The following is a 13,426-nucleotide window of genomic DNA, read 5'->3' on the forward strand; positions in this document are numbered from 1 at the left end:
GCCGGAGCGCCGGCGCGGGACCCGCCGGGCGCCGGCGCGGGAGCGACCGGGAATCGGCGCTGTGCGGCCGAAATACCGACCCCCGATTGGGGTAAGGTACGTCACGTCCGGTTTTGTTTTGACCGAGGAGGGGTCCCCATGGCGCGTCAGGAGCGTGCGATTCGGACCCGACGCGCTGTTGTCGAGGCCGCCGCGGCGGTCTTCGCCGAGCGCGGATACACGGCGGCGACGATCGCTGAGATCCTTGAGCGGGCCGGCGTCACCAAGGGCGCTCTGTACTTCCACTTCGACTCCAAGGAAGCCCTCGCGCGGGGCGTCATCAACGCCCAGATCAGCGACGACTACTGGGTGCCGCGCGAACTGAAGCTCCAGGAGTGGGTGGACATCGGCATGACGCTGGCCCACCGGATCCCCAAGGAGGTCATTCTCCTCGCCGGCATACGGCTCTCCGCCGACCTCCAGGGGCGCTCCCTGTTCGGCAGTGCCTGGCCCGCCTGGACCCAACTGGTGACGGACAAGCTCGTGGAGGCCAAGGAGCGTGGCGAGGTGCTGCCGCACGTCACGCCGCGCGAGACCGCCGAGTGCTTCCTCGGGGCCTGGATCGGGACCCAGTTCATGTCCGAGGTGGTCTCCGACTGGACCGACCTCAACGACCGGATCTCGGTCCTCTACAACCACGTACTGCCGGCCATAGCCACTCCCGCGGCGCTGATCCTTCTGGACACCGCGCCCGACCGGGGTGCCCGGGTCGTGGAGGAAGCCGAGCGTCACCGGCAGGAAGCGCTCGTGGCCGCCGAGGCCTGACCAGCCTCGTACCAAACCGCCTGCCTGGTTTGTCACCCGCACGCACCGCGGACCGTGCTCTCGCGCGGCGCGCGAGTGCCCGCCCGCGCCGCGCGGCCGGGCACGGTCGGCGGCAAACCTACCAATCGTGCTGTTTGTTAAGGTTCTCGGATCAAAATATTGCAGGCCCAGGGGGAATCGGACCGTCCAATTCCGGATTCGCCCGGATCGACAGGGGGACGCGATGGTCAAGCAGCTCCGGGCGGCCCGAACCCGGCAGGCCCTCGTTCTCGCCGCCGCCGAGATCTTCGCCGCCGACGGATACGCGCTGTCCTCGCTGCCCGCGATCAGCAGACGGGCGGGTGTGAGCGCCGGAGCGCTGCACTTCCACTTTCCCAGCAAGGACGCCCTCGCGATCGAGGTGGAGAGCGCGGCCCGGCGGTCCGTCGAACAACTGGTCGCCGCCCGGCGGCCGTCGGCTGCTTCCGCACTGCACCTGCTGGTCATGGTCACCCGGGAGGTCCTGGTCGCGATCGCCGCCGACGCCGTGGTCCGCGCCGGCTTCAAACTGAGCGTCGATCCCTCCCGCAAGAACGGCATGGGTTTCGGCTGGTGGCGTGCATGGGTGTGCGAAGAACTGCTGCGGGCGCAGCATGCGGGGGAACTGGCCGACGGGGTGTCACCGGACCGGGTGGCCGCGGTGATAGTCGCCGCGACGGTCGGCTTCGAGGTGCTCGGCGCCCAGGACCGCGACCGGATCGCCCCCTGGCACGTCGAGGAGTTCTGGTCCCTGGTGCTTCCCCGACTCGCGGCGCGCGGGGACCTGTTCGCGGGAATGGCGCTCTCCGAATCCTGGCCCCGGGCCAAGGGTGCCCACAACGACCGGAGTTCGGTTTGACAAACCGTCCGTGCCGTTTTTGACTCGGGGCCCGGAGACCGCCCCGCACCACCCGCGGCGGCGGACGACAGGGGGACGACATGGACATCGGCGTACTCGGCGCTCTCGACGTGCGGGAGAACGGGGTCCCCAGCATCCCGACCGCGCCCAAGCCGCGTCGGGTACTCGCCGTGCTCGCGCTCCACGCCGACCAGGCGGTGAGCGTCGCCACGCTGACCGAGGAACTCTGGGGGCGACGGCCACCGCGCAGCGCGCTCCCCACCCTGCAGACGTACATCATGCACCTGCGCGCCCTCATCGCCCCGGCAGCGCGAGAGGCCGGTGACGGCGCGGGGGCGCGCACCGCCAAGCAGGTGCTGCGGACCGTACCCGGCGGCTATCTGCTCGACAGCGGCCAAGGTACGAGCGACGTAAGGGAGTTCGAGCGACTCGCCGACACCGGATACCGCACCAGGGAGGCGGGGGACCAGCGTGCGGCCGCCCGGCTGCTGCGTGCCGCGCTCGGCCTGTGGCGGGGGCCGGCCCTGGCCGACGTCCCCGCGGGAGAGTATCTGCGGACCCGGATCCGGGGTCTGGAGGAGAGTCGGCTGTGTGCGCTGGACCAGCGCATCGAGGCCGATCTGGCGCTCGGCCGGCACCGCGAGCTGATCCCCGAGCTCACCGCGCTGACCGCCCGGCATCCCACCCACGAGAGCCTGTGCGGCCAGCTGATGCTCGCCCTGCACCGCTCGGGCCGCCGGAGCGACGCCCTGGACGCCTACCGGCGACTGCGCACCACCCTGGTGCGCGACCAGGGCCTGGAACCCTCGGCCGCGCTGGGCAGAATAAGGCAGTCGGTGCTGGCGGCCCCCGCCGACGACTTCCCGGCGCCGGACGCGGCGGACCCGCTCGCCGGGGTCGGCTGACGGGCCCGCCGCACCGGCCGGCGGGATTCTCAGGCCGCCACGAGGCGCCGGGCGATGCGGAGGGCGGCGAACTCGGTGCCCGCCACGAACCGCATCATCGGCCCGAACACCGTCGCCGCGAGCGAACCGGTGAACTGCAGACCGGGCACCGACGACTCCAACGTCCCCCGCGGCGCCGGCGCCTTCGAACCGGGCCCGCCACCCACGCGATGCTGCACTGGGCGAGCAGGCAGGTGGGGCCGACGCTGTTTCGGGAGGTCACGCCTCGGGAGCGACTACGGATCACCACACGCCGACCCGCCCAGGACGCTCGGCCATCGAAACCCGACCAGCGTCTTACCGCGCCATTAGGAAGGGCAGGGCGTCCAGATCCAGCCGGTAGCCGGTAGCCGGTAGCCGGTAGCCGGTAGCCGGTAGCCGGTGGCCGCCGGCACCTGGTCGACGGCGACGGACTCGTGCTCGCCTCCGGGAGCGGTGACGTCCAGCCGAGCCTCCGGCCCGCGGACCACGGCACCCGTGACCCGGCGCGAGGTGTGCACCGGTACGACACCCTCCACCCGGTCCCGCGGCCACCAGCCGCCAGAGGGGCCGAGCGCCCGCCGGAACAGCAGCAGCCGGGCCGCCGCCGGCAGCCGGCGCACACTGCCGGGTCATGCGCAGACACCGGCCGGGACCAGCCCGTGCCGAGCGGCGAGGCCGGCTTGGCCGCCCGCTGCGTCCAGGGCCGGGCCGGGTCAAGCAACGGTAAAGTAACCGACCGGATGGTTTGTTTTGGGCGGCTTCCCGGAGTGGGAAACCGTCGGATTCGCTGACCGATTCCAGTGGACGGGAAGACTGTGAACCACTCGCCGGTCGCCGAAATATCATGCCTGTACTGCTATTTCGGTGACCGGTGGGGGTGGGGTGCGGCCCCTCGGCCGTTCTCCGGCGGCTCGTCGGCGCCACTCCGGTCGGCGGTCTGTTGACAGACCGGTTGTGCTGTTTTCTACTGTCTGGCGGAGTGTCAGATGAGAGGATCAGGGAGACGCGTGTGGACATCGGGCTGCTGGGCGCACTGAACGTGAGCGAGAACGGGGTCTCCATCGCCCCGACCGCACCGAAACCCCGCCAGGTGCTGGCCCTGCTGGCGCTGCGCGCCGACCAGGTCGTGTCCGTCCCGACCCTGATCGAGGAACTCTGGGCGGGCACTCCACCGCGCAGTGCCCGCACCACCCTGCAGACCTATGTGCTCCAGCTCAGGGAACTCATCGCGACGGCGCTGCGCCGGGGCGCGGGTCCGGGACCCGGGGACGCCCGGTCCGCGAAGGACGTGCTGGCGACCCTGCCGGGTGGTTATCTTCTCGCCGCCCAGGGCGGCGGCAGCGACATCCGGGAGTTCGAGCGGCTGAACGAACAGGGCTGCCGCGCCATGGACGACGGGAACTTCGCGGGCGCCTCCGACGCCCTGCGCCAGGCGCTGGACCTGTGGAGCGGGCCGCCCTTCGCCGACGTACCCACCGGGGCCCACCTGGGCATGGAGGCGCGACGGCTGGAGGAGAGCCGGCTCTGCGCCCTGGACATGCGCGTCGAGGCCGACCTCCGGCTCGGGCGGCACCGCGAACTGCTCCCCGAACTCACCGTCCTGACCAGCCGCTACCGCTCCCACGAGAACCTGCACGCGCAGTTCATGCTCGCCCTCTACCGCTCGGGCCGGCGCGGCGAGGCACTCCACGTCTACCAGCGGCTGCGCACCCTCCTCGTCAGGGACCTGGGACTGGAACCGTCGGCGCGCCTGCGCCGCCTGCAGCAGTCCATCCTCACCGCCACCGCCGAGGACCCCGGCACACCACCGCACCACGACGACCTGGCCGCACCGGTGGTGACCGCGACGGCGGGCCGGTGACCGGCGGACCCGCTCAGGACGGCAACGGGACACACAGCACGGCGTCGGGCCCCTGCGCGCTGCCCACGCGGGTGGTGAAGGCGATGCCCGCGATGTACTCGCCGGCGGCACACTGGCCCTTGTAGGCGCCGTACGCGAAGTCGTCCCCCGCTCCGTCGGCGGGCCGGTTGTCCGACCGGTCGAACCACACCGTACGGCCACCGGCGTTCGACGCGGCGCGCGCCGACGGCGCGCACAGCGCCGCCGACACCCGTTCCCCGCGACGGCTGTAGCCGATGACGAACTGGCCCGCCGGGCACTGCAGTTTGGTGTACCCGGAGGCCCAGTCACCGCCCGCCGGGACGTACCGCTCGTCCGTGACCACCGTCTGGGCGTCGCCCGTGGCGCGCAGGTCGCCGGCGGTCGCGTCGGTGCACAGACCGCGTCCGCCGGAGTGCGCGAGACCGATCAGCCGCAGCCCGTCCGGGCAGACCGCCTTGTACGCGCCCGCGTCCCAGTCGCCACCCGACCGCGCCCGCCGGGACTCGACCTGGTCGCCGTGGTCGGTGGCCAGCATGCGCCAGGTCGTCCCCGGCTCGACATACCCGGTGAGGCTGGGAGAGGTCATCAGGTGATTCCAGGCGGTGGCCCGCCAGTCGCCCGTGTCGAGGATCCCGGACCGGTGCCCGGCGGTGTCGTAGCGCAGCAGCGCCCAGTCGTCGTGGCCCTCCCAGCCGACCAGCGGCCAGTAGGCGAAGTCGGTGTCGTGGTCGGCGAAGTAGTCGGTGATGTTCCCGAACCAGGTGCGGGCCGCGGTGCCCGTCTCGTTCGCGCCGATGCCGAACTCGCTGACCCACACGGGCGCGGTGTAGTGCCTGCCCTCGGCGGTGACGAAGAACGCCTCGTCGGCCAGGGCCTGGTAGAGCTCGTCGCGGGTCAGGTCCTGGTAGCGGGGGTCACTGGTCTCGCCGATGCCGGTGGCGCCGCTGTGCCTGGGGCCGGTGTAGCCGTAGAAGTGGGCCGAGTAGACCAGTTTGTGGGCGTCGACGAGGGTGTTCGAGAGGGTGCGGACGGGGGTGAGCACGGGGCGGCCGTGGGGGAGTCCGTCGACCGGCAGGCCGGTCCAGTTGATGCCCTCGATGACGATGAGGAGGTCCGGGTTCGCTTCGGTGAGGATGCGGTCGGCGGCGAGCTGGGCCGCCGCGTACCAGTCGTGGCCGTCACCCAGGCCCCAGTTGGGGTCGTCGAGCACGTCCCGGCGCACCTCGTTGTAGAGGTCGGCGCCCACGACACGGGAGTTCGCGGCGTAGCGGCGGGCCATGAAGACCCAGTCGTCGGCCCACTGCTGGGTCGACTGGCCGCTGTTCCAGCGCTCGTTGCCGTCGACGCCGCAGCACCAACGGGAGGTGTTGGTGTGGTTGTTGAGGATGACGGCGAAGCCCGCGCCGGTGAGGGCGGTCACGACGGCGTCGTAGACCTCCAGAGGTGTCTCTCCGCGCAACTGCGGATTGGCGGTGACCGCGGCGTCCGGCACCGGAGTCGTCGCATGGATCATCTCGTTCGAGAACGGCAGGCGGACGCTGTTGATGCCCAGTGCCCGGAAGTCCGAGAGGAGCTGGGCGAGGGGCGCGCGGTCCAGGCCCAGGGGGATGCCGTAGGAGTCCTGGCCCGCGTGGTGGTTCGCGGGGTCGGTGATGCTGCCGCTGCCCGTCCAGGAGCCCTGTGCGCCGTCCCAGTTGGCGGCCTTGAGGCGGAAGCGGTTGCCGGCGGCGTCGACGATGTAGCGGCCGCGGGTGGACAGCGGAGGCTGCCAGGTACCGGTGCCCGGCGTGGTCGGTGCCGGCGTGGCGGACTGCGCGGACTGCGGACCGGCGGTGGCCGGGGCGGTGCCGAACAGAGCGAGAACCAGGAGGGTCGCTGTCAGGTACGTGACAATCCGGAACGATCGTACGATCGGCATCGGCAGTCCTCTGGGTGGGTGTCCCGTGGGGGCGAGGCACCTTATCAGGGCGCGGGTCAGCGCAGAAGTGGCTCCGGCGACGCGCAGGCCTCGGCCGTCCACCCGTCGAGGTCGCGTTCGGGGCTCAGCAACCGCCTGATGGCGGCGGCGGAGGCGCGGTGCCAGTCGCGGCTGCGCCGGAGCATCGCGTGATCGCCGCCCCGGAGCAGCACCATCCCGGCCTCCGCGCCTGCCCTGCGGGCCTGCCGTACATACGTGGCCGAGTCGGCGGGCCCGGTGATCCGGTCGCGGTCCCCGTGCAGGACGAGGATCCGCGTCGTGGCGAGACCGTCCACGGGGTCGCCCGGCGGGCACCACGGAGCCAGCGCGAGCACACCGCACACCGAGGGATCGGCCGCCGCGCGCAACGCCGCCCGGCCGCCCATCGAGTGGCCCACCAGCACCACCGGCACGTCGCCGGCCAGGCCGCGCAGCTCGTCGAGGGCGCGCAGGGTGTCCTGGAGCGGGTCGGCCGCGTCGTTCCAGCCCTGGTAGCGGTAGCGCACCTGGCCGATCAGCACGTCGCGGGGCGAGGAGACCGAGGCCGCGGCGCTGAGGAAGGGGCGCATGCGCAGCGCGGCCGGCTGCCAGGCGCGCGTCGGACGGTGTCCGTTCTCCTGCCCGCCGTGCAGGACGAGCACCGCCGCGCGGGTCCGCTCCCGCGCCCTGCGACGCACCACCAGGGCACCCCCGTCCGACACGACGACCCGTCCGTCGACCACCGCGTCCCCCTCTCCTCGCCGGTGTCCAGTCTGCTCTCGTCATCAAACACTCCCGGAGGAATCCCCTGCCGCCAAGGGGCGTCTGCGGCGTGTGCCTTCCGCGTGCACATCGGTTAGGCTCCACCGCGCACAGGGGACGCACAGCGGGGGTGGGGGACATGACGGAGGGCTTCGGCGAGCCCGAGAAGGACGGCAGACCGGGGCTTCAGGCGGTCGCGGCGGTAGCGTTGTTCGCGGTCGTCGTGGGCGTTCTGTGGGCGCAGAAGGAATTCGTCGGCCAGAAGGACACGTCCGCTGAACCGGCGGCCTGCTCGAAGCCGGACGACCACCTGCCGGCCCGTTACGTCTCCGGCGCCAAGCTGTGCGCCGCACTCGACCGCCCGGACCTGCCCGCCCTGCTGGGGACGTCGAGCGAGCGGGCCGAGACCGCCGACGGCAGTGGTCAGTGGCTCACCCTCGCCGGTGGCAGGAAGATCGCCGAACCCGAGGCGACGGTCACCCTGAAGACATACTCCGTGAAACTGACGGCGTCGTACGACGACATGACCGTCTCCGAGGCGGGCGGCCTGCTGGGCGACGCCCGCAGGACGACCGTCCTCGGGCACTCCGCCGTCGTCTACTCCAGCCCGACCATCTCCATCGGCTTCGATCTCGGCGGCGGCAAGGCGACCACGGGCCCCGGCGGCACCGCGCGCTGCGTCCTGGTCGCCAGGCACGGGAAGGACGACGGCAAGGGCACGTTCGAAGTCGCGCTCTGGCGGCAGGACGACGTACCGCCGGACGACACGGCTCTGATGCGGGTCGCGGAGCAGGTACTGCCGACCGTCCCGGGCTGGAACGAGGACTGACCCCCCGGGGCAGGACCGGGTACGCGGTTGGGCCGCCCGGATCTCCGTGCGGCCCGGCCGCGGGGTAACCGCCCCGGCGCTGCGTCAGTTCCTCACGGCGCGACGGTCGTCGTGGTGGCGAGGCTGTCCGCGGAGGGGAGCGCGGGGACGCCACCGAAGACTCCCGTGACCGCGTCGAGAACCGGGTCCAGCAGGCCGGTGACGGCACTCAGCACACCCCCGAGGTCGAGCGAGGCCAGCGAGGTCAGCAGGCTGTCGGTGGCGGACCCGATGTCGTCCGGCAGGTCCGAGACGGGGTCGGCGGCGCGCGGCGCGGCCCGGCGCGCACGGTCGGCCGAGCCGGAGTCCAGATGCCGCAGCCGCTCCTGGAGCCTGTTGCTCCAGGCCCGCACCGCCTTGGCGTAGGTGGCGGCCCGCGCCGGGTCGATCCGGGTGCCCTGCCCCGTGGTGAGGTCGGGCAGCGTGTCCAGGAGAGGCGCGAGGGCGCGGTCGTGCCGCGTCGTGTCCGTCGCGTGGGCGCGGTCGAGGAGCGTGGCGAGGCCGGTGCCGGACCGCAGAGCCGGCTGCGCGGCACGGGGTCCCGCCGCGTCTCGGCCGGGCGCGGCGGCTGCAGCGGAGGCGGCCGCCGGGCCGACGACCAGGGCGGCACAGACCAGGGGGGAGACGAGGAGACCGCGGGAGACCAGGGCGCGCATGGGTTTCCTTTCGAGAACTGCTGTCTTGCGCCCACCGTGGGAAACGGCGAGAGGTCCCGCAACCGGGCAGCGGCCGAGCGAGGCGCCGGCCGCGCCGGCGAGAAAGCCCTGACCAGGTGGTTCGCCCCGTCGTCCGGCTCCGTCCGAGTGCCGGGCGCACGGTCGCCCGTCAGGGTGCGCCCGGCCGCCGGTACGGGCCACGGACGCGAAGGGGCCCCGCCCCTGACGGATCAGGATCCTGTCGGCTGATTCGGGGCCGGCTCTTCTGGGCTCCGCCGAGCTTCGGCTCGGCGGGGCCGAGTGCTGCGAGCGGACACGCTCCTGGTACCGGGCGACTCGGCACCCTCGGCAGAAGCAGCACAGGGGACGTGGTAGGAAAAACACCGCACAGAGCCCGGGACGCGCAGGCGCTCTGGGCGGAGGGGGTGGGGGGAGCGGTGGCCGGTGGCGCTGTCGCTGTGTTCTCCGGCAGCTCTGCCCACCACGCCGTCACCGGCATCGCCCGTTGGTTCGGAGCTGATTTCGGAGTTGATTGTGGTGGGGATCTTTCTTCTGGTCTTCTGGGGTGGCAGCGCCTGCTTCTCCGTCTGGCGTGCCCAGCGGTTGTGGAAGGATCCCGATTACTACCGGCACGTCGTGGGCCAAGGGGTGTTCCGGTTCAGGGACGACATCAACCATGGACTGGTTCGCGGCTGGGCGCCCTTCTCGGCCGGCGGGGTGGCGTTGACGGCGGCGATGACGATGCTCGTCGTCGGCGGTGTCGGCCAGCGCCCGCACGAGGGGTCCGTCGCAGCACTCGTCGTGGCCGCTGTGCTGATCGTCGTCTTCCTGGCCGGCGTCGTTCTCCAGCTCTCGGTGGCCTGGTTCAACCGGCCGCGCTGGTGTGTCCCCGGCTACCTCCGGGACGAGAGCGGCGCATGGGCGCAGCGGCACCCGCGCAAGGCCCGCTGACCGCGTGCCCGGGGACCAGAGGGGGCCGCCTCGTCACCGGCCCCGATCCAGTGACGCTCTTTCCGTTGCCTCGTCATGCGTCCAGCCGGCGACTGACGGCCGGCCGGGACGCACGCGGCCGGGCGGCTACTGCGGGACGCGGGCCAGATCGTGCAGCCAGGCCCGCGCCGAACTGTCCGACGGAGCACGCCAGTCACCGCGCGGCGAGAGCGAGCCGCCCGCCGAGACCTTCGGCCCGTTCGGCATCGCCGAGCGCTTGAACTGGGCGAAGGCGAAGAAGCGGCGGCAGAAGTAGTCGAGCCAGTGCCGGATCTGAGCCAGGTCGTACGCCTTGCGTTCGGCCTCGGGAAAGCCGGGCGGCCAGGCGCCCGCGTCCCGGTCGTGCCAGGCGTGCCAGGCCAGGAAGGCGATCTTCGACGGCCGGAACCCGTGCCGCAGCACCTGGTACAGGGTGAAGTCGTGCAGCGCGTACGGGCCGATCTTGGACTCGGTGGACTGCAGCTCCTCACCCGGCACCAGCTCCGGGCTGATCTCCGTGTCGAGGATGGCCGCAAGGGTCCGGCCGGTCTCCGCGTCGAACTGCTCGCTGCTGATGACCCAGCGGATCAGGTGCTGGATCAGCGTCTTCGGCACCCCGGAGTTGACGTTGTAGTGGCTCATCTGGTCGCCGACGCCGTACGTCGACCAGCCCAGCGCCAGCTCCGACAGGTCCCCGGTGCCGAGGACGATGCCACCGCGCTGGTTGGCCAGCCGGAACAGGTAGTCGGTGCGCAGACCGGCCTGGACGTTCTCGAAGGTGACGTCGTAGACCGGCTCGCCGGCGGCGAACGGGTGGCCCATCTCCTGGAGCATCAGCCGCGCGGTCGGCGTGATGTCCAGCTCGGCGGCGGTCACGCCGAGCGAGTCCATCAGGCGGTGCGCGTTGCCCTTGGTGTGCTCACCGGTGGCGAAGCCCGGCAGGGTGAAGGCCAGGATGTCGCTGCGCGGGCGGCCCGCGCGGTCCATGGCACGGGCGGCGACGATCAGCGCGTGCGTGGAGTCGAGGCCGCCGGACACCCCGATGACCACCTTCGGGCCGCCGATCGCGGCCAGCCGCTGCTGGAGCGCGGCGACCTGGATGTTGTACGCCTCGTAGCAGTCCTGGGCGAGCCGCTGCGGGTCGGCCGGGACGAAGGGGAAGCGCTCGACACGGCGGCGCAGGCCGAGGTCGGCCGTCGGCGGGTCGAGCCGGAAGGGGACGGTCCGGAAGTCACCGGTGCGGGCCGCGTGGGTACGGCGGTTGTCGTCGAACGAACCCGTCCGGGCCCGTTCCTGCCGCAGCAGGTCCAGGTCCACGTCGGCCACCGCGTACTGGTCGCCCAGCGGGAACCGGTCCGTCTCGGCGAGCAGGGCGCCGTTCTCGTAGATCATGGTCTGGCCGTCCCAGGACAGGTCCGTCGACGACTCGCCGAGCCCGGCCGCCGCGTAGACGTACGCGGCGAGACAGCGCTGCGACGCGGAGCGGCACAGCAGCCTGCGGTCCTCCGCCCGGCCGACCGTGATCGGGCTGCCCGACAGGTTGGCCAGCACGGTCGCGCCCGCCAGCGCCGCCTCCGCGCTGGGCGGCACCGGCACCCACATGTCCTCGCAGATCTCGGCGTGCAGCACGAGTCCGGGGATGTCTTCCGCCTCGAACAGCAGGTCCACCCCGAACGGCACGCTCTCACCGCCGATCCGGATGGTGCCGCCCCGTTCGTCGTCGCCCGCGGCGATCTGGCGGCGCTCGTAGAACTCCCGGTAGTTCGGCGGGTACGACTTGGGCACGACCCCCAGGATCCGGCCGCGGTGCACCACCACCGCGCAGTTGTAGACCCGGTTGCGATGCCGCAGCGGCGCGCCGACGACGAGGACCGGCAGCAGCCCGGCCGAGTCGGCCACCACCGTCGCCACGGCCTCCACCACCTGGTCCAGCACCGCGTCCTGGAGCAGCAGGTCCTCGATCGAGTAACCGGTCAGGCCGAGTTCCGGGAAGACCGCCACCGCGACGCCCTCCTCGGCGCAGCGACGGGCCTGCCGCAGAACCGCCTCGGCGTTGGCGCGCGGGTCGGCGATGACGGTGTGGCCCGTGCACGAGGCGATGCGCGCGAAGCCATGCTCATAGATCGACCAGAAGTTCAACGGGGTTCCTCGGGAGAGACGGACACGGTGGATGCCGGACAGGGAGCGTCGCCGTACACGGGTACCCTCTCCTGCGGCGATCTGGCGAGCCTCCTGCCCCAAGCAGCATAGATCGCCCGCTGATCTCGGCTGACCAGGGATTCCGGGCCGCCCGCGCGGCAACCCGGTCCGGCCGGAGGCGGGCGGAGCGATCAGCTCGGTCAGCCCGCTCGGCGGCCCTGATCTGGAAGAGACGCGTCAGCAGAGCTCCCGCGACGGCGACCACACTGGTGATGATGGCGTCCACAGCCACTCAGGACACCACGCCGCAGCCCCGCACCAGCTGCCTTTCCGGGAAGAGATGACCGACGGCTTTCAGGGACCTTCGGAGACACGCGCCGGTGCGACGACGGGAACCCACCCGCCCCGGCCGTGCCGAAGCGCGTCCGGGGCGGGCCGGTGAACGCGGATCGCTACGCTGCGGTGCCCCCCGAGTAGTCGCTGTCGAAGGTGGTCTCGACGGTCGTGGCCACCGGCTGCGCGACCCCCGTGCCCGTGAGGATGATGCCCAGCTCACGGTTGTTGGAGAGGGAGTTGCTGCTGATGTTCATGGAGCCGGCCTCCACCTCCTGGGTGGACAGGCCGTAGTCGGCGACCATGGCCTTGGCGTGGATGTAGAAGCCGCTGGGGTCGGAGTAGCCGACGACCGTCCCGCCGGCGGCCTTGACCGCGGAGACCTCGCTGGAGTAGCTGCCCGGTGTCTCCAGGACGACCCGCACCTTCACGCCCGCCTTGGCCCTGGCGACGATGGCGTTGACCACCGTGCTGTCGCTGAACTCCAGTTCCTCGACGTCGAGCGTCTTGGTGGCGGCGTTGATCACGGTCAGCAGGCGGCTGCGCGAGTCGGTGGGGGACCAGAGCAGGTGGTCGCCGTCGGTGGGGGTGATCGAGGTGCCGGCGTAGTCGGCGTTGAAGACCTTCTCGATCGCCGCGACGTCCCGGGTGTCGTCGGTGAAGACGCCGTAGTCCCGGCCGGTCGCATAGTACTGGGAGGTCAGATTGCCCGTCAGGACCAGCGACTTGGTGCCGTCGACCGTGATGGTCTTCTGGTGTGTGTAGACGAAGCTGGACGGTGACCACGCCACGCCCACACCCGCGTTGGTGAGGGAGGTGTAGGCGGAGTTGTTGGCGCTCTTGTGCGCCTGGTCCAGGACGACCCGCACCGTGACGCCCTTGTTCTCCAGGGCTATGAGATCGTTGACGGCCGTGGTGTCCTCCAGCTCGTACATCGTCATGTCGAGCGAGCTGGTGGCCGAGTTGATGAAGTCGTAGATCGTGGGCTCGCTGCTGCTGAGCGAGAAGGCGAACGCGGAGTAGCTCGCGGCGTTCGCGGGGACCGCGGTGGCGACCACGGCCGTGCCGGCCGCCAGGGCGACACCCGCGCGAACGAGAAGCTTCGACAGCATGTGCGTGACTCCTAGTCGAGTAGACGCTCACGTGGGGGGTGGGTGAGCGTGAGCATGACACCACGCGCGTAGACTGCCGAGGAAGAGGAGCCGGGTGAACTCACCGTTACCTGCCAGGCCCCCCGGCGGACAAAGCGGACTCAGCGCAGGTGGGGGCCCGTT

The 13,426-nt window shown here is 71.7% G+C and carries 12 protein-coding genes; 6 read left to right on the forward strand and 6 right to left on the reverse strand.

What is annotated here, in order from left to right:
• The first annotated feature begins 138 nt into the window (after positions 1-138).
• The 3 genes from LQ326_RS19595 (at position 139) to LQ326_RS19605 (ending at position 2,586) form a co-directional block, all read left to right on the forward strand.
• A complete protein-coding gene (locus LQ326_RS19595; RefSeq protein WP_234538472.1) occupies positions 139-804 on the forward strand; it encodes a ScbR family autoregulator-binding transcription factor in 666 nt (221 codons plus the stop codon).
• A 223-nt stretch (positions 805-1,027) separates the two neighbouring features.
• A complete protein-coding gene (locus LQ326_RS19600; protein ID WP_234538473.1) occupies positions 1,028-1,681 on the forward strand; it encodes a ScbR family autoregulator-binding transcription factor in 654 nt (217 codons plus the stop codon).
• An 80-nt stretch (positions 1,682-1,761) separates the two neighbouring features.
• Entirely contained in the window at positions 1,762-2,586 is an 825-nt protein-coding gene (locus tag LQ326_RS19605) for an AfsR/SARP family transcriptional regulator (RefSeq protein WP_234538474.1), read from the forward strand.
• A 347-nt stretch (positions 2,587-2,933) separates the two neighbouring features.
• Here the strand turns inward: LQ326_RS19605 and LQ326_RS19615 are convergent, their stop codons facing one another.
• Complete coding sequence (locus tag LQ326_RS19615; RefSeq protein WP_234538475.1) at positions 2,934-3,227, reverse strand: hypothetical protein; 294 nt, start codon at positions 3,225-3,227, stop codon at positions 2,934-2,936.
• Positions 3,228-3,616: 389 nt separating this feature from the next.
• On the opposite strand from LQ326_RS19615, the gene LQ326_RS19620 reads away from it, so the two are divergent.
• On the forward strand, positions 3,617-4,468 hold the full coding sequence (locus LQ326_RS19620) for an AfsR/SARP family transcriptional regulator (protein ID WP_234538476.1): 852 nt from the start codon (positions 3,617-3,619) through the stop codon (positions 4,466-4,468).
• 13 nt (positions 4,469-4,481) lie between these two features.
• Here the strand turns inward: LQ326_RS19620 and LQ326_RS19625 are convergent, their stop codons facing one another.
• Positions 4,482-6,407: a glycoside hydrolase family 5 protein gene (locus LQ326_RS19625; RefSeq protein ID WP_234538477.1), complete on the reverse strand. Its 1,926-nt coding sequence runs from the start codon at positions 6,405-6,407 to the stop codon at positions 4,482-4,484.
• A 56-nt stretch (positions 6,408-6,463) separates the two neighbouring features.
• On the reverse strand, positions 6,464-7,168 hold the full coding sequence (locus tag LQ326_RS19630) for an alpha/beta fold hydrolase (RefSeq protein WP_234538478.1): 705 nt from the start codon (positions 7,166-7,168) through the stop codon (positions 6,464-6,466).
• 158 nt (positions 7,169-7,326) lie between these two features.
• On the opposite strand from LQ326_RS19630, the gene LQ326_RS19635 reads away from it, so the two are divergent.
• Positions 7,327-8,016, forward strand: coding sequence for a DUF6215 domain-containing protein (locus LQ326_RS19635; protein ID WP_234538479.1), 690 nt, complete (start codon positions 7,327-7,329; stop codon positions 8,014-8,016).
• A 92-nt stretch (positions 8,017-8,108) separates the two neighbouring features.
• On the opposite strand, the gene LQ326_RS19640 is transcribed toward LQ326_RS19635, so the two are convergent.
• A complete protein-coding gene (locus tag LQ326_RS19640; protein ID WP_234538480.1) occupies positions 8,109-8,711 on the reverse strand; it encodes a hypothetical protein in 603 nt (200 codons plus the stop codon).
• A gap of 444 nt (positions 8,712-9,155) precedes the next feature.
• Between LQ326_RS19640 and LQ326_RS19645 the strand changes: the two genes are divergently transcribed.
• Entirely contained in the window at positions 9,156-9,662 is a 507-nt protein-coding gene (locus LQ326_RS19645) for a hypothetical protein (RefSeq protein ID WP_234538481.1), read from the forward strand.
• Between the two features lie 126 nt (positions 9,663-9,788).
• Here LQ326_RS19645 and LQ326_RS19650 read toward each other — a convergent pair whose 3' ends face one another.
• Together LQ326_RS19650 and LQ326_RS19655 are read right to left on the reverse strand one after the other, a co-directional pair.
• Positions 9,789-11,819 carry an NAD(+) synthase gene (locus LQ326_RS19650; protein WP_234538482.1) on the reverse strand — a complete coding sequence of 677 codons (2,031 nt, stop codon included), beginning with the start codon at positions 11,817-11,819 and terminating at the stop codon, positions 9,789-9,791.
• A 452-nt stretch (positions 11,820-12,271) separates the two neighbouring features.
• Positions 12,272-13,264 (reverse strand): phospholipase D-like domain-containing protein, encoded by a 993-nt coding sequence (locus LQ326_RS19655; RefSeq protein WP_234538483.1) that lies wholly within the window; start codon positions 13,262-13,264, stop codon positions 12,272-12,274.
• Positions 13,265-13,426 lie beyond the last annotated feature (162 nt).

Source organism: Streptomyces shenzhenensis (assembly GCF_021462265.1).
Taxonomy (GTDB): domain Bacteria; phylum Actinomycetota; class Actinomycetes; order Streptomycetales; family Streptomycetaceae; genus Streptomyces; species Streptomyces shenzhenensis.